Here is a 21,198-nt window from a genome sequence, read left to right on the forward strand (position 1 = left end):
GACTACATCCACTATTACAATCACCAACGCATCAAACTGAAGCTAAACGGACTGAGCCCTGTTGAATACAGGGCTCGATCTGTTCAGGTATAGATTTACGATCGTCCAACATTTCGGGGTCAGTCCACTGCGTGGGAACGATCACCAGCTGACTACATCCCCTTGCGCCGCTCCGCCCGAGCCACGCGCTGCACTTCCTGACGCACCTCCTCCAGCACCTCCTGTACATACAGAATGTGTCGACTGGAGACTTCCCGGGCCTGTTCCGCCCTGCCCTCGATAATTGCCTGATACAGCTCCCGGTGCTGCGTGATCAGCATGTCGCGGGTCTCTGTGCGCTGTTTGTACATGCCGCCAATGTTCGTGACCACATTGCGCTTGAGCAGGTCGAACAACCCGCGAATGGTGTGCAAAAGCACCGCGTTATGACTGGCTTCGGCAATCGCCAGATGAAAATTTGCATCCGCCGCGCCCTCCTCCGCCCGACTGACTTCGTCGTGACGCGAATAGCAGTCCTGCAATTGATTGAACGCGGCAGCCAGTCGCTCGCGGTCAACGTCGGTGGCACGTAACGCTGCGTAATAGGCGCAGGACGCTTCCAGCGTGTGGCGAAACTCCAGCAGATCGCGCTGCGCTTCGGGGTTGCTTTCCAGCAGATGCAACAGCGGATCACTGAACGTCGTGCCCAGGGACTCCACCACATAATTGCCGCCACCTTGACGGCTGACCAGCAGCCCCTTGGCGGTCAATTTCTGAATAGCTTCACGCAACGAAGGACGAGAGACACCAAATTGCTCGGCCAGCGCGCGTTCCGCCGGCAGGCGCTCACCGGCTTTCAGCGTGCCCTCAAGGATCATGCCCTCGAGCTGCTCGACAATATCGTCAGACAAACGGCGCTGCCGAATCTGATCAAACCCCATAACTCGATTTCTCCACCATCCCGACGGCGCGCCGGGGCTCTATTCTGGCCTATCCGGGCTACGCAGGCACCTGCCAAGCGACCATTACCCAAACGGGCCAGACCTTCTGCAAATCCCTGCCTACGACAAAAGTTTTAGGGCGGCAAATTGACACACCGCCTACAACGCTTTTACCCTAGCCAACAGCGATTGTAAATTGGTATTACCAATTAACCAAGAACGCTGATCAGTGCCTGACCAACAACAATTAGGGGCCACCCCATATGCAAACCTGGCAACAGCTCTACAGCCCGCTCGGCAGCCTCGGCCTGTCCGCACTCGCAGCCGTTATTCCCATCGTGTTTTTCTTCCTGGCCCTGGCCGTGTTCCGTCTCAAAGGACACGTGGCTGGCAGCATCACCCTGGCCTTGTCGATCCTGGTGGCAATCATTGCCTTCAAGATGCCAGTCGACATGGCGTTCGCCGCCGCCGGGTATGGTTTCGCCTACGGTCTGTGGCCAATCGCCTGGATCATCGTGGCGGCCGTGTTCCTCTACAAACTGACGGTCAAGAGTGGCCAGTTCGAAGTGATCCGCAGCTCGGTGCTGTCGATTACCGACGACCAGCGCCTGCAAGTCCTGTTGATCGGCTTCTGCTTCGGCGCCTTCCTCGAAGGTGCGGCCGGCTTCGGTGCACCGGTGGCGATTACCGCCGCACTGCTCGTAGGGCTGGGCTTCAACCCGCTGTACGCCGCGGGCCTGTGCCTGATCGCGAATACCGCGCCGGTCGCCTTCGGCGCCCTGGGCATTCCGATCATCGTTGCCGGGCAAGTGACCGGCATCGACGCCTTCAAGATTGGCGCCATGACCGGTCGCCAGTTGCCGCTGCTGTCGTTGTTCGTGCCATTCTGGCTGGTGTTCATGATGGATGGCCTGCGCGGCGTGCGTGAAACCTGGCCGGCAGCGCTGGTCGCGGGCTTGAGCTTCGCCGTGACCCAATACTTCACCTCCAACTTCATCGGCCCGGAACTGCCGGACATCACGTCGGCCCTGGCCAGCCTGGTTTCCCTGACCCTGTTCCTGAAGGTCTGGCAGCCAAAACGCGCTGCCGGCCAACACATCGTCGGCGCCGTCTCGGCTTCCGTGGTCAGCGCCAGCGCCGGTGGTTTCGGCCAGAAGCGCACCACCGTGGCTTCGCCTTACAGCCTCGGGGAGATTTTCAAGGCCTGGTCGCCGTTCCTGATCCTGACCGTGCTGGTGACCATCTGGACGCTCAAGCCATTCAAGGCGATGTTTGCCGCGGGCGGCTCGATGTACAGCTTCGTGTTCAATTTCGCCATCCCGCACCTGGACCAGTTGGTCATCAAGGTGGCACCGATCGTGGCCGCGCCGACTGCCCTCCCGGCGGTGTTCAAGCTTGACCCGATCTCCGCCACCGGCACCGCGATTTTCTTCTCGGCGCTGATCTCGATGCTGGTCCTGAAGATCAACTTCAAAACTGGTCTGACCACTTTGAAAGAGACCTTCTACGAACTACGCTGGCCGATCCTGTCCATCGGCATGGTGCTGGCCTTCGCGTTCGTCACCAACTACTCGGGCATGTCGTCGACCATGGCCCTGGTCCTGGCCGGTACAGGTGCAGCCTTCCCGTTCTTCTCGCCGTTCCTCGGCTGGCTGGGCGTATTTCTGACCGGCTCCGATACCTCATCCAACGCGCTGTTCAGTTCGTTGCAGGCGACCACCGCCCACCAGATCGGCGTCAACGACACCTTGCTGGTGGCCGCGAACACCAGCGGTGGCGTGACCGGCAAGATGATCTCGCCACAATCGATCGCCGTGGCCTGCGCGGCAACTGGCCTGGTGGGCAAGGAATCGGACCTGTTCCGCTTCACCCTCAAGCACAGCCTGTTCTTTGCAACGATTGTCGGCCTGATCACCCTGGCCCAGGCCTACTGGTTCACCGGCATGCTGGTGCACTAAGCGCTACAAGCGACATGGAAAAAACGACGCCGGGCCACGACCCCGGCGTCAGCTATTCACTACCCGGTCTGCAAGGCTGCTGAAAGATTTTCTCTCTATATTCAGTGGCCTCGACGGACGGATAACCGGCCGAGAGACACGCCTGATGAGCGAGCTTTTTTACAACGCTGTGCCGAATGCGACCCGTGTCGCCCCGCCACTGCCCGAGCCTCGGCAATACCCCAGCGAGAAACCACAACGGGTGTACCTGTTCGGGACCTGCGTAGTGGATCTGTTCTACCCGCAAGCCGGAATGGACGCGATCCACCTGCTGGAACGCGAGGGCATTCGTGTCGAGTACCCGCAAGGGCAAAGCTGCTGCGGTCAACCGGCTTACACCTCGGGCTACACCGAGCAGGCCAGGACCGTCGCGCGCTCGCAACTGGCGCTGTTCGCCGGGGATTATCCGGTGGTGGTGCCTTCGGGTTCCTGCGCGGGCATGTTGCGCGAACACTATGCCGACTTGTTCAAGGATGAGCCGGACACCTTGCAACAGGTCCAGGCACTGGCTGCCAGGACCTATGAGCTGGCCGAGTTTCTGTTATTTGTCTGCAAGGTGCAGTTGAAGGACAGCGGCATGCCGGTGAAGGTAGCGTTGCACACGTCGTGTTCGGCACGCCGTGAGATGAACACCCACCTGCACGGCCGCGAGCTGTTGTCGCAACTGGGCAACGTGGAGCGGGTCGAACACAGCCACGAAAGCGAATGCTGTGGCTTTGGTGGGACTTTCAGCGTCCGTATGCCAGATATTTCCGGGGCGATGGTGGCTGACAAGACCCGCTCGTTGAAGGAATCCGGCGCGCACCAGGTACTCAGTGCCGACTGCGGTTGCCTGATGAACATCAACGGCTCGCTGGAGAAACAGAAGGAAGCGCTGCGCGGTCAACACCTGGCCAGCTTCCTCTGGCAGCGTACCGGAGGTGCCCAATGAGTGCCGCCGAGATTATTCCTACGGTCGCCGTAGAAGAAGACTTTCGCACCCGGGCGCACGAGGCCCTGGGCGACGCGCAATTGCGGGGCAACTTCCGCAAGGCGATGGATTCACTGATGACCAAGCGGGCAGCGGCTTTCAGCGATGCCCACGAAAGAGAACATCTGCGAGCGCTGGGCAATGCTGTCCGCGCCCGTGCGTTATCAAAGTTGCCCGATTTGCTCGAGCAACTTGAACAGAACCTGACCCGCAACGGTGTGACAGTGCACTGGGCGGAAACGGTGGACGAAGCCAATGGCATCGTCCTGTCGATCATCCGCGCTCACGAGGGGCGGCAAGTGATCAAGGGTAAATCGATGGTCAGCGAAGAAATGGAGATGAACCACGTCCTCGCTGAACAGGGCATTGAATGCCTGGAATCGGACATGGGCGAGTACATCGTCCAGCTCGACCACGAGAAGCCTTCACACATAATCATGCCGGCGATCCACAAGAACGCCGGTCAGGTCGCGTCCTTGTTCCACGACAAACTTGGCGTGGAATACACCAAGGACGTTGACCAACTCATTCAGATCGGTCGCAGGGTCCTGCGGCAGAAGTTCTTCGAAGCGGACATCGGCGTCTCCGGCGTCAACTTCGCCGTGGCCGAAACCGGCACCCTGTTGCTGGTGGAAAACGAAGGCAACGGCCGCATGACGACCACTGTGCCACCGGTGCACATCGCCGTCACCGGCATCGAGAAAGTCGTAGAGAACCTGCGCGACGTAGTGCCGCTGCTGTCGTTGCTGACCCGCTCGGCCCTGGGCATCCCGATCACCACCTACGTCAACATGATCTCCGGTCCGCGCAAGGAACATGAGCTCGACGGCCCGCAGGAAGTGCACCTGGTCCTGCTCGACAACGGTCGCAGCCAGGCGTTTGCCGACAGCGAACTGCGCCAGACCTTGAACTGCATCCGCTGCGGCGCCTGCATGAATCATTGCCCGGTCTACACTCGAATCGGCGGCCATGCCTACGGCGAGGTCTACCCCGGCCCTATCGGCAAAATCATCACCCCGCACATGGTCGGCCTGGCGAAAGTCCCGGATCATCCGAGCGCCTCTTCGCTGTGCGGTGCCTGCGGCGAAGTGTGCCCGGTCAAAATCCCGATCCCGTCTTTGCTGCGCCGTTTGCGCGAAGAGAACGTGAAAGCGCCGGACAGCCCGGATCAAGTGATGCGTGGCCAGGGCAGCAAGTACTCGCGCAAGGAACGATTCATCTGGAACGCCTGGGCCAGGCTCAACAGTTCACCGACGCTGTATCGCCTGTTCGCTTTGGCCGCAACTCGCCTGCGTGCCCTTACGCCGAGCAATGTCGGACCATGGACGCAGAACCACAGTGCCCCGAAACCCGCCGCCCGCTCACTGCATGACATGGCTCGCGAGCATCTGGCCAAACAGGGAGATCGTTGATGAGCGCCAAGCAAAATATCCTAACCAAGTTGCGCACAAGCCTGACAGGCACCACGCCGGTGCCTGACAACTTCGACGTCGAACTGGTGACCAAGCCCTATACCTACACGCCAGATCAACGCATCCCGCAACTGCGCAAATTGATGGAAGCAGTGCACACGGAAATCCACCTGACTTCGGGCGAGCACTGGCCGACCCTGTTGGCAACACTGCTGCAAGACCGCCAGTTGCCTAGCCTGTTGATCGCCCCGACTACGCCGCACGGGCAACGCGTCTCGCAGCACTGGGCGAAAAATCCCGGCCTGCCGACGCTCAAGGCCTACGACCGCCCGGTTGAGGAATGGAAAGCAGAACTGTTCAACGACACCCCGGCGAGCCTGACCACCACCCTTGGCGCAATCGCCGCCACGGGCAGCCTGATTCTCTGGCCGACGCGAGAAGAACCGCGCCTCATGAGCCTGGCGCCACCGGTGCATTTCGCCTTGCTCAAGGCCAGTGAAATCCGCGATAACTTCTATCAGGTACAACAGGAATTCGAATGGTCCCAGGGCATGCCGACCAACGCCTTGCTGGTTTCCGGCCCCTCGAAAACCGCTGATATCGAGCAAGTCCTGGCTTACGGCGCCCACGGCCCGAAAGACCTCGTGGTGTTGATCCTGGAGGACCAATGAGTCTACCGGCCGCTTTCCTGCGCGATGCGCAGCAACTGATTCCTCGGGAACGGCGTTTCGACGATCCACTGTCGACGCTGGCCTTCGGCACCGATGCCAGCTTCTATCGACTGATTCCGCAACTGGTCATTCGCGTCGAGTCCGAAGACGAAGTGGTGGCGCTGCTGCAACTGGCACAGCGCGACCGGGTCCCCGTGACCTTCCGCGCCGCCGGCACCAGCCTGTCCGGGCAAGCCATCAGCGATTCGGTGTTGATCGTACTTGGGGATAACTGGAACGGTCGCGAGATCCGTGGCCAGGGCACACAAATCCGCCTGCAACCGGGGGTGATCGGCGCGCAGGCCAACGCCTGGCTGGCACCGTTCGGGCGCAAGATCGGCCCGGACCCTGCGTCGATCAACGCCTGCAAAATCGGCGGCATCGTTGCCAACAATGCCAGCGGCATGTGCTGCGGCACGGCGCAAAACACCTATCACACCCTGGCGGGCATCCGTCTGGTGCTGGCCGACGGCAGCCGTGTCGATACCGAAGATGTCGCCAGTGTCGCGGCGTTTCGCGCCAGTCACGGCGACCTGCTGGAGCGTCTTGCGACCTTGGGCCGCGAGACCCGCGCCAATGCCGAACTGGCTGCAAAAATTCGCCACAAATATCGTCTGAAAAACACCACGGGCCTGTCACTCAACGCCCTGGTGGACTACGACGAGCCTGTGGATATCTTGAGTCACTTGCTGGTGGGCTCCGAAGGCACTCTGGGCTTCATCAGCGCGGTGACCTACGACACAGTGATCGATCACCCGAACAAAGCCTCGGCGCTGATCGTATTCCCGGACGTGGAAACCTGCTGCAACGCCGTCACCGTACTGAAAAGCCAACCGGTCTCAGCGGTAGAACTGCTGGACCGCCGCAGCCTGCGCTCGGTACAGAACAAGCCCGGCATGCCCGCTTTCGTACAACACCTGTCGAACAATGCCTGCGCCCTGCTGATCGAATCCCGCGCGGCATCGACCTCTTTGTTGCACGAGCAACTGGCGCAGATCATGGCGTCACTGTCCTCGTTCCCGGTAGAGAAACAAGTCGATTTCACCGAAGACCCGCTGGAAAACGCCCGACTCTGGGCGATCCGCAAGGACACCTTCCCCGCCGTTGGCGCGGTGCGTAAAACCGGGACCACGGTGATCATCGAGGACGTGACCTTCCCGGTGGAACAACTGGCCATCGGCGTGAACCGCCTGATCGAACTGTTCGACAAACATCACTACGACGAAGCGATCCTTTTCGGACATGCACTGGAAGGCAATCTGCACTTCGTCTTCACCCAAGGCTTCAACAATCCCCAGGAAGTCGCACGCTACCAGGCGTTCATGGACGACGTGGCGCAACTGGTGGCGGTCGAGTTCGGTGGTTCGCTCAAGGCCGAGCACGGCACCGGGCGCAATATGGCGCCCTTCGTCGAACTGGAATGGGGCAGCGACGCCTACCAGTTGATGTGGCAGCTCAAGCGCCTGCTCGATCCCAACGGTATTCTCAATCCGGACGTGGTGCTCAGCGAAGACCCACAAATCCACCTCAAACACCTGAAGCCGCTGCCAGCAGCCGACGAGATTGTGGATAAGTGCATCGAATGCGGCTTCTGCGAACCGGTCTGCCCCTCCAAAGGCCTGACCTTGAGCCCGCGCCAGCGGATCGTGATCTGGCGTGACATCCAGGCGAAGAAACGCGCCGGCGTCGATACCCGCGAACTCGAAGCTGCCTTTGAATACCAAGGCATCGATACCTGCGCCGCCACCGGTCTTTGTGCCCAACGCTGCCCTGTAGGCATCAACACCGGCGAGCTGGTGAAAAAGCTTCGTGGGCAGAACGCTACCCATAGGAAAACTGCCACCTGGCTTGAAGGCAATTTCGCCACGGCGCTGCAAGGGGCGCGCTTCACCCTCCACGTGGCCAACGGTGCACGGATGTTGTTGGGCGCGCCACGCCTGGCAAAACTGTCGGCAACGCTGACCCGCTTGTCCAAAGGCCAGGTCCCGCAATGGACCAACGCCATGCCGCAGCCGGAAAAAGCCATTCGCTTCAGTCCGTCGGTGACCGACGAACGCCCGCGCGTGGTGTATCTGGCAGCCTGCGTTTCACGCGCCATGGGCCCGGCGGCGGGCGACAAGGAGCAAATGTCGCTGTACGACAAGACCCGCGGCCTGCTGGAAAAAGCCGGTTATCAGGTGGTTTTCCCCGACAATCTGGACAACCTCTGCTGCGGCCAGCCCTTCGCCTCCAAGGGTTATGCCGAACAGGCCGAACACAAACGCCAGGAACTGATCGGCGCCCTGCTCCACGCCAGCCGTGGCGGGCTCGATCCGATTTACTGCGACACCAGCCCCTGCACCTTGCGCCTGACCCAGGACCTCGGCGATGCGCGCCTGGACCTGTACGATCCGGTACGTTTCATTCGCACACACTTGATGGATCGACTGCAATTCACACCGCAGGAAGCCCCCATTGCCGTGCATGTCACCTGCAGCACCCAGCACCTGGGCGAAAGCCAGGCGCTGATCGATCTGGCGCGCAAGTGCAGCAATAACGTAGTTATTCCCGAAGGTATTCACTGCTGCGGGTTTGCCGGCGACAAAGGCTTCACCACCCCGGAGCTGAACGCACATTCGCTGCGTACCTTGAAGGATGCGGTGCAGTATTGCAGCGAAGGCATCTCCACCAGCCGCACCTGTGAAATCGGCCTTAGCCAGCACGGCGGAATCGATTATCACAGCCTGGTTTACCTGGTGGACCGCGTAACCCAAGCCCGCCCGCCCCTGTAGGAGCGAGCATGCTCGCGATGGACGTCAACGATAACGCGTGTTTTCTGGCCAAACGCGTTGCCTCAGCGCCATCGCGAGCAAACTCGCCCCTACAATCTTCATATCCCCCACGCAATCGCAAAAGAAAACCGAATTCCTGCGCGCGGCTATAGTCATTTAATTAGGCCCTGCGAACGGGCTTAAAAACCCCTCGGCCAGCAGCCTCATCGACCGGCAGCACCGAGCCCTCATGCGCAAGGAGATACCCATGAAGCACTCTGCAATGGCTGGATTGTTTATCACTGCGGCACTGCTGGCATCGCCCGTATTCGCGGCAGACAAGGATCTTTGTGCGGCAAATATTCAACAGATAAGCGACTTCGTGGACAGCGCGCCGTCTCTACCGGAAAACTCGCTGGACAACGTCAAAGCCGCGTTGGAAAAATCCAAAGCTGCCCAGGCGGCCGGTAACGACAAGGATTGCGTCGAAATCACCTCTGGCATGATCACCAAAATGCAGATTCGAAACCCAACGCGCAACTGATGTCAGGCGAGGCCAACCTTCGGGTTGGCCTTCCGCGCCTCATTGGCGTACACTGTACTGGCTTGTTGCTCAACGAGATTTTCGGGCAATGAGTTCGGGGCCGTTTAGGATTCGACGCCGGTTGCGAAACTTTAGGTGCATGCCGAGTTGGTAACAGAACTCGTAAATCCACTGTTGCAACTTCTTATAGTTGCCAATGACGAAACCTACGGCCAGGAAATGTCTCTCGCTGCGTAAGCAGCCTTAGATTCCTGAGCTTCTGGTACCTTCGGGTCCAGCAATCACCAGGGGATGTCTGTAAACCCAAAGTGATTGTCATATAGAACAGAATCGCCGTGCAGTACGTTGTGGACGAAGCGGCTAAAACTTACACAACTCGCCCAAAGCACCCTGCCCGTCGGGTCGCTGAGGGTTAACTTAATAGACACGGCTACGCATGTAGTACCGACAGCGGAGTACTGGCGGACGGGGGTTCAAATCCCCCCGGCTCCACCAATCAAACATCTAAAGACGTCCAAGGACGTCTTTTTTTGTGCCTGCGATCCAGTAAATAGGCGGCATCCAGCGCTTTTGCGGTCTTTTGAGAGTTTTTGAGTTCCAGCCGTTCGGGTATTCCAGACGGATTCCAGCCCACCCGGTGCTAATCTTTGGAATACCGAATCAGTGCCTGAGGACAATCTCATGCCTGCTCAAAACCTCCGCCTCTCCGATCGACAGCTCTAGGGAGTCAAACCGGCGTCCAAGGATTACGTCCTTACTGACGGTGACGGTTTGCAGCTCCGCGTACGCAGCATCGGCTCGTTGCTGTGGAATTTCAATTACCGTGAACCGGTGACCAAGAACCGAATCAACATGGGCTTTGGTACCTACCCGGAGCTCTCGCTGGCAAATGCTCGAAAGATGGCGGTCGAAGCACGCGAGCTGCTGGCCCAAGGCATCGACCCGAAGGTGCAGCGCAATACGCTGAATGAAGCCAAGCGCGCAGAAACCGAACACACCTTCGAGAACGTGGCCACCGCCTGGTTCGAGCTGAAGAAAGACTCGGTCACGCCTGCCTACGCCGAGGACATCTGGCGGTCGCTCACGCTGCATGTGTTCCCGGACTTGAAGACGACGCCGCTCGCGAAAATCACCGCGCCGATGGTGATCGATCTGCTTCGTCCAATCGAAGCGAAAGGCAGCCTAGAGACGGTCAAGCGTCTCAGTCAGCGACTTAACGAGATCATGACCTACGGGGTGAACTCCGGCCTGATCTTCGCCAACCCGCTCAGTGGCATCCGGGCGGTTTTCAAGAAGCCCAAGAAAGAAAACATGGCCGCGCTCCCGCCCGAGGAGCTACCCGAGCTCATGCTGGAGATCGCGAACGCCAGTATCAAACGCACGACCCGCTGCCTGATCGAATGGCAGTTGCACACGATGACTCGCCCCGCCGAGGCGGCAACTACTCGCTGGGCAGACATCGACTTTGAAAGGCGTGTCTGGACCATCCCACCGGAGCGGATGAAGAAGCGCCGCCCACACAGCATCCCATTGAGTGATCACACTGTCGCACTGTTGGAGTCACTGAAAACTCACAGCGGCCATCGCGAATACGTCTTCCCAGCAGACAGAAATCCTCGCACCCATGCCAATAGCCAAACCGCCAACATGGCATTGAAACGCATGGGCTTCCAGGATCGCTTGGTCAGCCACGGCATGCGCTCGATGGCCAGCACCATCTTGAATGAACATGGCTGGGACCCCGAACTCATTGAGGTCGCACTGGCGCATGTCGACAAGGATGAGGTGCGCAGCGCCTACAACCGCGCCGACTACATCGAGCGCCGGCGTCCGATGATGGCTTGGTGGAGTGAGTACATCCAAAAAGCCGCGACCGGCAGCCTGCTCGCCTCAGCATACGGTCAAGTCAGAGACAGGAACGTGGTGCCGATTCGCTAACCCAGCTGGCGCAAGACAACTGTTTTGGCGACAGCGGCGACAACGGCGCTACCCCGCGAAATGCGCGGGATACGGGATGGCGACAGATGCAGCGACCGTCGCCATTTTTCTGCCCGCTCTGCGCTTTTCAGGCAAAGCCCCCGAGCATAGGAAGGCTCCGCATTCCCATGCGCGGGGACTCGCATCAATAAGGCGACAAACGGCTTATCCCCACTCACCACCATTCAAGGCTACGGCTTTCCTCTATCAAAGACTGGCGCAATGAGCAGCACCTAACTCGGTTGACCCACCCATCGCAATGGCGCTAGAAAAAACATCGAAACGCTGCCGTTGGCAGCAACGAGGTGGCCCGAACCTTCAAGGTCACGCCGCTCCCCGTGGTGGTTCTCCCAAGGGCGATTCGCATCCCGCAGCTCGTGCGGCATCCTGCATGTTCTCGGCGATCTGTATAGATCTGCTACTCACGACATGGGCAGATTCCGCCAACCCCGCCACACAAGGTGACGTAGGTACGTGAGGTAACGGCCTCAGGTCAGGGATATCATGCAGATGAACTTCGCTACCGACACCACGTGGAAGCGTGGAACGGTAGAGGACATAGCAGAAATTTCTTCGGTGACAGGGCACTGTTGGCTACGGACATGGAAATGGCCCTCATGAAAGTGGAGCGTCAGAAAACTCATTCGGTGGAGAGAGTGCTGCCGTATTCTACCCAGGGATGAGTAGGACCTTTCCGAAGTACCTCAGCAAGCACGACATAAGCTGTCGCCTCCCACTGCCATCCTGGCTGCACTTGCTAATCATTAGGTGCAGCCATGCCAATCGCTCCCCCGCCCTTTACCCTCGTATGCCAATACTGCTTCTGGAAGAAGACCTTCCTCCCACGCAGTGACGTGCTAGTGCTGAACCGCGACTGGTTCACCCACTGCCCCACCTGCAACACCCCTTCGCCTCACCGTCGCACGGCCACCCCCAAGGAAGTGCTCAAAACACGGCTGGAAGAATTCCTGACGCTCCACGGCTGAATCTTCGCCAGCTCGACACAGGTTGTCGCGCCAGCCCGGACAATGACCCACATCTTCAAGAGGACCCAACGATGAAAAATCTGCTCGCCACCATCGGACTCTTCGTGGTGCTGACCAAAGGCTACGCGTTCTACCGCGAATACAGCGAAATGAAGCGCGAACGCGAAGCGCAGCGGCCTGCCGCAGACTGAAACAAAGCGAAATACTAGCTACCATCCCCTGAACAATTGATGGCATAAAGCCATTCAATTGAGTAGGATTCACGTCAACTTGACGCCAGCCTGCTGGCGCTCAGTAGAGACATAAAACCAGGAAGTTACCATGTCCCAAGCGAAGGATACGCTGCTCAGGCTGTTTGCATTGCTACGCCTGATACCCACCGAACCTCAGCGTATTGCAACCCCGACCCTGCTAGAAAAGCTCCGAGACAGAGGCTTCTCGGTCACCCTGCGCTCGATCCAGCGTGACTTGAGCCGGTTGTCGATCCCGTTCTCCCTGCAGTGTGACGACAGCGAAACGCCCTTCCGCTGGAGCTTCACCCGCGAGGCACCACTCAAGCTGGAAGACATGGACGCGCCCACCGCACTGGCGCTGTTCCTCTCGGAAAGCCACTTGAGCCCGATCCTGCCGCAAAGCGTTCTGGACCAGTTGGGCCCGCAGTTCCGCCGGGCCCGCAACTTCCTCAATGGCCTGGGTGGCAACGGCCTGGCCGACTGGGCAAAGCGAGTTCGCTCACTGCCCAACGGCAAGACCCTGCTCCCGGCGCAAGTCAGCGCGCACACCTGGGCCCAGGTGTCGGCTGGACTGCTGGAGCGCAAGCAGCTGGAAGTGTTCTACCACAGCCGCAGCAAGGGTGAACTCAAGCGTTTTCGCCTGCACCCGGCTGGCCTGGTGTCGCGCCACGCGGTGAGCTACCTGCTGGCCTCTGTGGATGGCTACAGCGATCTGCGCCAATTCGCCTTGCACCGGATCACCGAAGTGAGCGTGCTCGAAGAGGCCGGTCACGAACATGAAAGCTTCGACGTGGATGCCTACATCGCAAGCGGCGTTTTCAGCTATCGAGAAGCCGAGGCCCAGGTCGAGCTGATCGCGGATGTACGCCCGCAGATCGCTGCCCTGCTCAACGAAACGCCGCTGAGCCAGCAGCAGACTTTGAGCAGCGTTTCTGAGCAGGGCTGGCACCGCCTGCACGCCACTGTGCCGCTAGACCGCGAAACGCTGTGGTGGATCTTCGCCCTGAATGAAAACATTCGCCTGCATGCGCCCCGTGTGTGGGTGGACGAAGTGCGCGAGCGACTGAATTCGATGCAGGCGCTGTACCAGAACACTCATGCAACCCCGCAACTGCAACCCGCCTGACCTTCAACAATCGAAAGGACATTGCCATGCCACTACCCCTCATCCTCGGCGCTGCCGCGCTGGTCAGTGCTGCCTACGGTGCCAAGAAAGGCTACGACGGCTACCAGAAGCACTCGGAAGCCGATGACATCGTCAACGCTGCCAAAGCGCGTTATTCCGACAAAAAGGAAGCGTTCGACGTACAGGAAAAAGCCACTAACACGGCACTTGAGGCGCTGGGCCGGGAAGAACTCGAGATCGGCAAGAAGTTCGACGAGTTCAAGACCCTCGCCAACGATTTGCTGGACAAGCTCAACGCAGACCGCCAGGACAAGCTGAAGATCAATATTCCGAAGCACAAGCTGCAGAGCATCGAGAGCTACAGCTACACCGCTGTTGGCGTGCTGGGCGCCACCGCAGGAGCAGGCATTGCCGGCGCGGCGGCCGGGTTTGCCGTATATGGAGGCGTCATGGCGCTGGGCGCGGCATCCACCGGCACCGCCATCTCCTCGCTGGCCGGGGTGGCGGCGACCAACGCGACGCTGGCGGCAATCGGCGGCGGCTCGCTCGCCACAGGCGGCCTGGGCATGGCTGGCGGTACCGCAATCCTGGGCGCCGCCGTGGCAGGCCCGGTGCTGGCTATCGCCGGCTGGGCTTACGACAGCCATGGCGATGAAGCGCTGAAGAATGCCCACAAGGCTGACCGCGAAGTGGACAGTGCGATCACCAAGCTGCAGAAAGCCCAGCAGCAGCTGAGCAAGGCAGAAGACTACGCCTTCGACATCAATGACGTGTTGAAGTCGGTGTACGGACAGTTCGACAAGTACTTCGAACACCTCAAGTACGCAGCCCGCCGTATTGAAGACATCCGCTCCCGCAAGCTCGACCCGCACGCTGAAATGGCCAGCATGAGCGAAACCATCCTGCGCGCGATCAACAACGGTTTTGCCCTGGCCGCCATCCTGGTCGACCTGATCACCACCCCGCTGTTCAAGGTCAAGGAAGTGAACGGCAATGTGGTCAAGGACAAGAACGACGTCCCGGTCATGGCTACCGATGCCGATGGCTCGATGATCCTCAACAGCACCAAGCTGGACGAGCAGATCAGCGAAACCAAGACCAAGGCGCAAGGCGTAGAGCCCGCCTGAGGCCCTGTGCGGAGCCGAAAGGCCCCGCCTCCGCTTCGCCTTCACTCATTCGTCATGGATGCCCTTATGCACGCCGCAGCGCAAGACTTCCCCTGGGCCGAAGAGCTCGAAAAAACTGTAATCACCAGCCTCACGACCAGCTTTGGCCTGGACTTTCTGCTGTTCAAGGACAAGCAGGGCGGCAAGGTGGACACCATCCACAACGTGCGCAACGGCGTATGGGCGACCGACGCAGAAAAGCAGAGTTTCGAGCAGCTTGGCGAGTACGATTCCACGCCCTACCACCAACACGCGAATTACATCGCCACTGGCCAGAAAGACAAGGCCAGCCAAGCGGCAGGCACGCTGAAGGACCCTTACCGCAGCAAGGTGATGGCTGCCCATGAACAGCGCAACCTGGACCACGTGATCAGCGCCAAGGAAATCCACGATGATGCCGGACGGGTGCTGGCCGGGCTCAGTGGTGTGGAGTTGGCCAACCAGAGCAGCAACCTGCAGACCACCCACGAGACGGTCAACAAATCGAAGAAGCAGACGCCGATCAAGGAGTATCTGGACAAGCTGCCGGGCCTGATCTCCAACCATGAGAAGTCGCTGGCGGGCGACCGCGCGCGCCTGACGAAAATGCCGCGCGAAACGCCGCAGCAGCAACATGAAGCCCGTGCGCTGGAAGACAAAATTCGCAAGACCGAAAGCAAGATCAAGGAACTCAAGACCGTAGACCCCGATGCCATGCTCAAGCGCGATGCCGAGGCACGGGCCCCTTACGATCAGCAGATCAACAAGGCCTATTACACCAGCAGCAAATTCCTCCACCATACTGCCCATGCCGCCGGCTCGGCAGGCCTGGCCATGGGTACCCGGCAGATGCTCGGGCTGGTGATGGCGGAAGTGTGGTTCGAACTGCGCGAGCAACTGCCGGCCCTGCTGAACAAGCTCAAGCACACTTTCAGCCTGGAGGCCTTCGTCGACAGCATCAACAAGTCGCTCAAGGGCATCTGGAAGCGGGTGCAGGCGCGTTTCAACGACTTCCTGGTGGCATTCAAGGATGGCGTGTTTGCTGGAGTGCTCGGGAGCCTGACCACCACCATGTTCAACATCTTCGCCACCACTCAGGCGATGGCGATCAAGATCATCCGCGAGTTGTGGGGTCAGCTGGTCAAGGCCATCAAGCTGATGGTGTTCAACCCTGACCAACTAAGCTTCGTGGAGCAGTGCCAGGCGGTGACGTCGTTGCTGTCGGTGGGCGTTGCCACGGTGGTGGGCACCATGGCTTACACCCAGCTAGTGCCGTTCCTCAGTTTCCCGTTCGGCACCGAGCTGGCCGCGTTTGCCGGTGCGCTGGTGACGGGCCTGGTGACTCTGGGCCTGAACTACTTCCTGCTGCACAGCGCGATGGCGCGCAAGCTCTGGGCCTTCATCGAATCGCTGACGCCGCACGCCGGCACGGTGCGCGAGTTCCAGGCAATCAACGCGGAGCTGGACCGTTACCTGCTGGAGCTGAGCCGGCTGGAGTTCAACCTGGACGTAGAGGAGTTGCATGCCTTTACCCAGGAGCTTGAGGCGTGCAATGACGAGATCGAGCGCAGCGCGATACTGCAGCAGGCTGTGGAGGCTCGTGGGATAGAGTTGCCGTTCCAGGTGGGTAACGCGACCAGCACGCGCAACTGGTTGGCTTCGCTGGTATGACGCTGCCGGCGTTTCCCTGTACGCAGTGCGGGCTGTGTTGCCGCAATGTGCACCTGGCGGAACAGACGCAGTATCTGGATCGGGGGGATGGGGCTTGCCGGCATTACAGTGATGCCAACAAGCACTGCCTGATCTACGAGACCCGGCCGGATATCTGCCGGGTCGACCGGCAGTACCAGATGCACTATGCGCAGCGGTTCAGCTGGGAGGCGTTTGTAGAGGTGAATGTGGAGGTTTGCAAGCTGCTGCAGCGTCAGGCGCAGGAGTGAGCTAAGCCGCCACATTCACAAGAGCACTGCGGCCCCCCCCCTGTGGGAGCAACTGATTTCTGTGGGAGCCAGATTACCCTCAATTGGTTGACATGGGATCCCTCGATTTCGTCGCCATGCGTGCACGGCGTCTCGTTGGTTCAGCGGACAAGGCGGGGTTGGGCTTGCCCGCGAAGAGGCCAGCCAAACTCAGTAGAACTCGTCCAGCAAACAGTAAAACGCTATACGTTGCTGATCTGGCTCGACACCGTACTCACGAAAAAAAGGGGCTACCCATGCCGGTCCCAAATTGCTTTCAATGCTTCGGGCAGCCAGGGCAAGGTCTTGATAGATGTCACTGATGCCTAATCGGCCGCAGTCGATGTAGCCGGTAAAGCGGCTTGCTTCGACCATGAAATTCGGCAGGCAGGCATCGCCGTGGGTGACCGCCAGATCATAGGTTTCGGGAAGCGTCGACAGCAGCTCTGCGAAAACATCCTCAGCGGTCCGACCCAGCCGTTCATCGTCAAAGTCTGACTCGTCAACGAGCCCGGCTCTCACTCGGCTCCAAGCGGCCTCTATACGCTGCTCCAGGGAGTGGTCAAAAGGGCATGTCTCTGTTGGCACCTGGTGCAGGGTACGCAGCGCTTTCGCCAGGATGCTGATCACTTGGGGTGCAGACAAACTGTTGGCACTGGCCAGATCTTGTCCGGGGACGGCACTCATGAGCAACCAATGGCGATCGTTTTCTGTCGTGGTCTCAAGAACTGTTGGCCCAGGCAGGTCAAGCCGGTTCATCCATCGCAGACGCTCAATCTCTTGCGGCAGTTCGCTGTGCGCGCCGATGGGCTCTGATTTCAGGAACAGGTGCTCGCCATTGGTGTTGCGGATGCGAGAAACCTCGGCGCCTGACTCTCCGACAGATTGTCGTTCAATGGGTGATGCACTGAATGTTTGGGACCATTGGGCAGGAATGTACATACTGTCACTGACGAAAATGATGGCGGATTTACGGCTGAGCGAACTGACCTTGGCATTCAACAGAAGCATTCAGGAATTCAGACATGACCATCCGGACTCTCGCCCTTCTTGCTGCAATGGTTTACCTGCCCGCTCAGGCCGCCAGCGAAGTTGCCCCTCGGGTCGAGCACGTCGTTTTCAAAAACGGTGCTGACAGCGCCACGTTCTCAGACTCCATCAAGGGCCGGCTGACCGCCGAGTACCGCCTGCGCGCCAAGGCGGGCCAGATGTTGACGGTCGACCTCAAGCCTTCCAATGCTTCAGCCTATTTCAATATCACCGCCAAAGGCGAGGAATACGCGCTGTTCAACGGCTCGATCATGGGCAATCACTTTCTCGGACCGTTGCCCGCCGATGGCCAATACGTTGTTCAGGTTTACCTCATGCGCAATGCCGCCCGGCGCAACGAAGTGGCGAACTACAGTCTCTCGTTGAACCTTGGTGCCCCCGATGCCAGCAAAGGCGGCCGGCCTTTCGACCAGACGCTGGAACTGCAGGGCATTGTCTTTCATGTGACGGATGAGTCGATCGACGGTAGCCGGGCAATACGCATCTCTCCCCAAGGCCTGGAAATAGATAACTCAGCCATGACTCACCCCCTGAATGGCGACATTGCCCGGGCGGAGGTCGCGGACCTTGATCGAGATGGCTCACCGGAAATTTACGTCTTCGTCAGGTCACCAGGGCGCGGACTACCCGGCGAACTCGTGGCCTACGCCGCCAATCGTAAAAAGTCGCTGAGTGCGATCTATCTGCCACCGGTCAGCGAAGACCCGACGATTGCCAAGGGGTATCGGGGAGAGGATGAGTTTGCCGTGGTGGAAAACACATTGGTGCAGCGGTTTGCGCTGTATGACAGTGCGGACACCTCGGCGGGCAGGACCGGGAAGATGCGCGAGATTCAGTACCGGTTGATGCCGGGCGAAGCTGGGTGGATCTTGCGCAGGCAGAAGGTGACGGAGTATTGAGCCACTTTCCGCTTTCGCCCCCCCGGGCAACACATGAACTTTTCTTCACCCCGCGTTCAGGCAACTCCCTGTAAATTTGCCCTCGCTCATTCAAGAAACTACGGTTTGCCCGCCCTCCCGCGGGCTTTTTTTTGTCTTGCGAAAAGTCCTACTCCGGGACGAATTGAGGAGAAAAATCCCACAGGTCTTTCAGGTTGTCGCTCGGAAGGGGGCTGTTTAGCCTTTGGTGGTCACTGACAAATCAGTGATCGGGTGTGAGATCCCGGGAGTATGAATCCAGTGCCAGTACCACCATAATTGCCGCCAGCTATGCGCTGTCAGCAATGTTTTATGGCGGCTGTGTGCGGGCAGACTTCGGTCTGGCCGGTTTCCTACTCCCGGTAATCTCACTCCGCACATAGCTGCCACCCATTTCTCCGCGTGAGATCGGTGATTGTGGTGGTTCTCAAATCGAGTGGAGAACTCAGATGGATAAACTTATCCCGGATCCGCCTTTCACAACTGAAAAACCCTACCGCCCCAGCCCCTTCTTCACGCTCCACCCCGACATAAAATCCGAAAGCCTACTCGCCCACGCGTGCGAATCATTGGCTTCAGCCAGCGTCATGCTCAATGATTTCGCCACTTACCTCAGCGGCCCCCAGCGCAACACCGCGCTGGGGATTGCGCAGATCGTCATGCTGGCGGAGCTGGCTGTGAACCGGGCGCTGGATACTATTGATCCGCAGGAGTAAGTCCGACAGGTTGAGCCACCAATGCCGGTTTTTCAGCCTTGTGCAGCACCGGCATCTCCAGCCGTGCTCTTCCGTAAAACGCCAGCGCCGTCAGCAAACATGCCAGCCACACGAAGATCCCGGCCCAGAAGGTGTGGGACATGTAGTGCCAACCCTGTACCACCCGCGTCGTGCCATACACGAACCCGAGGGCCAGCGAGCCGTACATGATTGCCTTGGAATAGCGCCAGCGGTAACGGCGTGCAACAAAGTACAAGGCGAGCATGGTGAAGCCACCGGAGGCATGCCCGCCCGGCCAGCAGCGACCGTCACCCGCGACTTTGAGTAGATCGAAATTCTCGTACCATTCCTTATGCTCGATCTTCCCACCGTACTGGGTCGTCTCGATCGGGCAATACACACTGGTGTGGCCCTTGAGGTAGTGAATCACGCCGGTGCTGATGGAGAACGCAAGCACCACGTAGAGGAAATCCCGACGATGCCGGGTGGCGAAACGCAGTACCGGCGCAACTTTGATCTTTTCCAGAAAGGCGATGATTTTCGCGTGTTTTTCCGCCTTCAAACGCGGCCAGAGAAACGACAGCAAGGCACCGATGATGGCGATTTCGCCGGTCCAGTTCGGAATGATCCGCGCCCATTTATGAGTGATTTTTTCGAACAGGTGCACATGGTCCAGCGGGAACGTCTGCGTCACCGGATCATAAAAAAGATTGTTGAAGGCGATGTCGATCTGGGTCAGGTCGAACATCAGGAACACCACGACCGCGCAGGCCAGTGGGATACCAAAGTTCAGCCAGTAAAAACGGGAGCGGGAAGCCGTCTGCATCGTGTGTCCTGGTTCAGAGTGTGAATTCATTCGGTGGTCACCGAGTGCCAGTCCGAGGCCTCGATGAATCCAAGTACGTGTGGTGCTTGCAGTGCTTGGGCAGTGACGAAAAGCGCGGCGCCGTAGCCGAAGGTCGAGGTGGGCACCTCGAGATCCTTTTGCAGTTGCGCCATGCATTCGCTGTGGGTCACCAGGATCAGGTTACGCCCGGCGACCTTGTGCGCCAGGGCGTCGCGCAACATCGTGCCTTTGCAGTTGATCAACCAGTCATCGCCAGCGTCGACCCTGTTGAACATGTACCCGCTGGTCTGCGCGGTACGCACCATCGGGCTGTTGTAGATGTCGGCCCGCGCCAGACCCAGTCGCTCGAATTGCGCCCCGACGGCCACCGCAACACTGCGCGAGCGATCGGTGATGCCATCATCGCCACTCAGACAGGGCGCGCTGGAGTGATCGCAACGCTCGACATGGCGAACCAGCACGATCATGTCACCCTTGGCCCAACCCACCAATAGCGCCCGCGCGCCCTGCACATTGCCATGGGCCAGGTCCGGCACGGCGGCAGGCCGTAACAGCAATACTGTCAAGGTAATCGCCAGCAGCGCCGACGCCAGCACCACTAGCGCATTGCGATACCGGGCTAAACGCCTCAGGTCGATCGAGCGGGTTATTCCGAACAGACTCAGTCTCAGTTCCACATCAAGCCGCCTCGCAGCCCTTCATCAGGTGCCGTGAGGGTAAGGAGGCGGGCGTCGGCTACCAGTGAAACCAATGTGAAAAAAAGCTTAAGCCTGCGGCAAAAAGCTTGTTACAGAATCCGCCCGACAAAATCCTTTCAGCTCTCACGATTGCTGCCGATACAGACCTGCAACCCACCTTGCTGGCGCCTAAGAACAACAATCTTCCAGCCAACCGACGATCAAGAAACACACGTTCCTGGAGGAATTTGATGAATAGCTGG

At 59.3% G+C, this 21,198-nt stretch carries 18 protein-coding genes, 1 other RNA gene and 1 pseudogene; 16 read left to right on the top strand and 4 right to left on the bottom strand.

The genetic code is table 11. The features are described from left to right. Positions 1-93: IS3 family transposase (locus CGA21_RS26185; RefSeq protein ID WP_188263828.1), on the top strand; the 93-nt coding region annotated here is incomplete at its 5' end. Positions 94-152: 59 nt separating this feature from the next. Here the strand turns inward: CGA21_RS26185 and CGA21_RS26190 are convergent. Next, positions 153-920 carry a GntR family transcriptional regulator gene (locus CGA21_RS26190; protein ID WP_020796516.1) on the bottom strand — a complete coding sequence of 256 codons (768 nt, stop codon included), beginning with the start codon at positions 918-920 and terminating at the stop codon, positions 153-155. Positions 921-1,183: 263 nt separating this feature from the next. Between CGA21_RS26190 and CGA21_RS26195 the strand changes: the two genes are divergently transcribed. The 13 genes and pseudogenes from CGA21_RS26195 (at position 1,184) to CGA21_RS26255 (ending at position 16,710) form a co-directional block, all read left to right on the top strand. Then, the gene (locus CGA21_RS26195; protein WP_110746729.1) at positions 1,184-2,878 is read left to right on the top strand and encodes a lactate permease LctP family transporter; all 1,695 of its coding nucleotides are present in this window, start codon (positions 1,184-1,186) and stop codon (positions 2,876-2,878) included. A gap of 145 nt (positions 2,879-3,023) precedes the next feature. Then, positions 3,024-3,848, top strand: a complete 825-nt coding sequence (locus CGA21_RS26200; protein WP_188265360.1) for a (Fe-S)-binding protein — start codon at positions 3,024-3,026, stop codon at positions 3,846-3,848. Then, positions 3,845-5,299, top strand: a complete 1,455-nt coding sequence (locus CGA21_RS26205) for a LutB/LldF family L-lactate oxidation iron-sulfur protein (RefSeq protein ID WP_033044654.1) — start codon at positions 3,845-3,847, stop codon at positions 5,297-5,299. Before CGA21_RS26200 ends, CGA21_RS26205 begins: the two co-directional genes overlap by 4 nt. Beyond that, complete coding sequence (locus CGA21_RS26210; protein WP_188265361.1) at positions 5,299-5,970, top strand: lactate utilization protein C; 672 nt, start codon at positions 5,299-5,301, stop codon at positions 5,968-5,970. The genes CGA21_RS26205 and CGA21_RS26210 overlap by 1 nt, the downstream gene beginning before the upstream one ends. Continuing rightward, positions 5,967-8,780: an FAD-binding and (Fe-S)-binding domain-containing protein gene (locus tag CGA21_RS26215; RefSeq protein WP_188265362.1), complete on the top strand. Its 2,814-nt coding sequence runs from the start codon at positions 5,967-5,969 to the stop codon at positions 8,778-8,780. Before CGA21_RS26210 ends, CGA21_RS26215 begins: the two co-directional genes overlap by 4 nt. A 247-nt stretch (positions 8,781-9,027) precedes the next feature. After that, positions 9,028-9,303 carry a hypothetical protein gene (locus CGA21_RS26220; protein ID WP_083350114.1) on the top strand — a complete coding sequence of 92 codons (276 nt, stop codon included), beginning with the start codon at positions 9,028-9,030 and terminating at the stop codon, positions 9,301-9,303. A 96-nt stretch (positions 9,304-9,399) separates the two neighbouring features. After that, positions 9,400-9,798: a transfer-messenger RNA gene (gene ssrA / locus CGA21_RS26225) on the top strand. Positions 9,799-9,984: 186 nt separating this feature from the next. After that, positions 9,985-11,241, top strand: a pseudogene (locus CGA21_RS26230) (integrase domain-containing protein). 815 nt (positions 11,242-12,056) lie between these two features. Further along, positions 12,057-12,266: a hypothetical protein gene (locus CGA21_RS26235; protein ID WP_188265363.1), complete on the top strand. Its 210-nt coding sequence runs from the start codon at positions 12,057-12,059 to the stop codon at positions 12,264-12,266. 321 nt (positions 12,267-12,587) lie between these two features. Further along, positions 12,588-13,625: a helix-turn-helix transcriptional regulator gene (locus CGA21_RS26240; RefSeq protein ID WP_188265364.1), complete on the top strand. Its 1,038-nt coding sequence runs from the start codon at positions 12,588-12,590 to the stop codon at positions 13,623-13,625. Positions 13,626-13,651: 26 nt separating this feature from the next. Then, the gene (locus tag CGA21_RS26245; RefSeq protein WP_188265365.1) at positions 13,652-14,752 is read left to right on the top strand and encodes a chemotaxis protein; all 1,101 of its coding nucleotides are present in this window, start codon (positions 13,652-13,654) and stop codon (positions 14,750-14,752) included. Between the two features lie 66 nt (positions 14,753-14,818). Next, positions 14,819-16,441, top strand: a complete 1,623-nt coding sequence (locus CGA21_RS26250; protein WP_223194271.1) for a DNA repair protein — start codon at positions 14,819-14,821, stop codon at positions 16,439-16,441. Then, the gene (locus CGA21_RS26255) at positions 16,438-16,710 is read left to right on the top strand and encodes a YkgJ family cysteine cluster protein (RefSeq protein WP_188265367.1); all 273 of its coding nucleotides are present in this window, start codon (positions 16,438-16,440) and stop codon (positions 16,708-16,710) included. Before CGA21_RS26250 ends, CGA21_RS26255 begins: the two co-directional genes overlap by 4 nt. A gap of 189 nt (positions 16,711-16,899) precedes the next feature. Here CGA21_RS26255 and CGA21_RS26260 read toward each other — a convergent pair whose 3' ends face one another. Next, entirely contained in the window at positions 16,900-17,739 is an 840-nt protein-coding gene (locus CGA21_RS26260) for an APH(3')-II family aminoglycoside O-phosphotransferase (RefSeq protein WP_317451702.1), read from the bottom strand. A gap of 14 nt (positions 17,740-17,753) precedes the next feature. Here CGA21_RS26260 and CGA21_RS26265 point away from each other — a divergent pair, with 14 nt between their 5' ends. Then, a complete protein-coding gene (locus CGA21_RS26265) occupies positions 17,754-18,677 on the top strand; it encodes a hypothetical protein (protein ID WP_188265368.1) in 924 nt (307 codons plus the stop codon). Positions 18,678-19,144: 467 nt separating this feature from the next. Continuing rightward, positions 19,145-19,411, top strand: a complete 267-nt coding sequence (locus tag CGA21_RS26270) for a DUF6124 family protein (RefSeq protein WP_110746708.1) — start codon at positions 19,145-19,147, stop codon at positions 19,409-19,411. On the opposite strand, the gene CGA21_RS26275 is transcribed toward CGA21_RS26270, so the two are convergent. Both CGA21_RS26275 and CGA21_RS26280 read right to left on the bottom strand, forming a co-directional pair. After that, complete coding sequence (locus CGA21_RS26275; RefSeq protein ID WP_110746707.1) at positions 19,392-20,237, bottom strand: phosphatase PAP2 family protein; 846 nt, start codon at positions 20,235-20,237, stop codon at positions 19,392-19,394. The two genes, CGA21_RS26270 and CGA21_RS26275, sit on opposite strands and share 20 nt — an antisense overlap. 26 nt (positions 20,238-20,263) lie before the next feature. Then, on the bottom strand, positions 20,264-20,935 hold the full coding sequence (locus CGA21_RS26280; RefSeq protein ID WP_188265369.1) for a histidine phosphatase family protein: 672 nt from the start codon (positions 20,933-20,935) through the stop codon (positions 20,264-20,266). Positions 20,936-21,198 lie beyond the last annotated feature (263 nt).

The organism is Pseudomonas sp. PSB11 (assembly GCF_014596605.1).
Taxonomy (GTDB): domain Bacteria; phylum Pseudomonadota; class Gammaproteobacteria; order Pseudomonadales; family Pseudomonadaceae; genus Aquipseudomonas; species Aquipseudomonas umsongensis.

Coding starts and splice junctions, on each gene's coding strand:
- CGA21_RS26190 (WP_020796516.1), bottom strand. CDS start 920: ATGGGGTTTGATCAGATTCGGCAGCGCCGTTTGTCTGACGATATTGTC.
- CGA21_RS26210 (WP_188265361.1), top strand. CDS start 5,299: ATGAGCGCCAAGCAAAATATCCTAACCAAGTTGCGCACAAGCCTGACA.
- CGA21_RS26255 (WP_188265367.1), top strand. CDS start 16,438: ATGACGCTGCCGGCGTTTCCCTGTACGCAGTGCGGGCTGTGTTGCCGC.
- CGA21_RS26275 (WP_110746707.1), bottom strand. CDS start 20,237: ATGCAGACGGCTTCCCGCTCCCGTTTTTACTGGCTGAACTTTGGTATC.
- CGA21_RS26220 (WP_083350114.1), top strand. CDS start 9,028: ATGAAGCACTCTGCAATGGCTGGATTGTTTATCACTGCGGCACTGCTG.
- CGA21_RS26205 (WP_033044654.1), top strand. CDS start 3,845: ATGAGTGCCGCCGAGATTATTCCTACGGTCGCCGTAGAAGAAGACTTT.
- CGA21_RS26200 (WP_188265360.1), top strand. CDS start 3,024: ATGAGCGAGCTTTTTTACAACGCTGTGCCGAATGCGACCCGTGTCGCC.
- CGA21_RS26245 (WP_188265365.1), top strand. CDS start 13,652: ATGCCACTACCCCTCATCCTCGGCGCTGCCGCGCTGGTCAGTGCTGCC.
- CGA21_RS26215 (WP_188265362.1), top strand. CDS start 5,967: ATGAGTCTACCGGCCGCTTTCCTGCGCGATGCGCAGCAACTGATTCCT.
- CGA21_RS26270 (WP_110746708.1), top strand. CDS start 19,145: ATGGATAAACTTATCCCGGATCCGCCTTTCACAACTGAAAAACCCTAC.
- CGA21_RS26240 (WP_188265364.1), top strand. CDS start 12,588: ATGTCCCAAGCGAAGGATACGCTGCTCAGGCTGTTTGCATTGCTACGC.
- CGA21_RS26235 (WP_188265363.1), top strand. CDS start 12,057: ATGCCAATCGCTCCCCCGCCCTTTACCCTCGTATGCCAATACTGCTTC.
- CGA21_RS26260 (WP_317451702.1), bottom strand. CDS start 17,739: ATGCTTCTGTTGAATGCCAAGGTCAGTTCGCTCAGCCGTAAATCCGCC.
- CGA21_RS26265 (WP_188265368.1), top strand. CDS start 17,754: ATGACCATCCGGACTCTCGCCCTTCTTGCTGCAATGGTTTACCTGCCC.
- CGA21_RS26195 (WP_110746729.1), top strand. CDS start 1,184: ATGCAAACCTGGCAACAGCTCTACAGCCCGCTCGGCAGCCTCGGCCTG.
- CGA21_RS26250 (WP_223194271.1), top strand. CDS start 14,819: ATGCACGCCGCAGCGCAAGACTTCCCCTGGGCCGAAGAGCTCGAAAAA.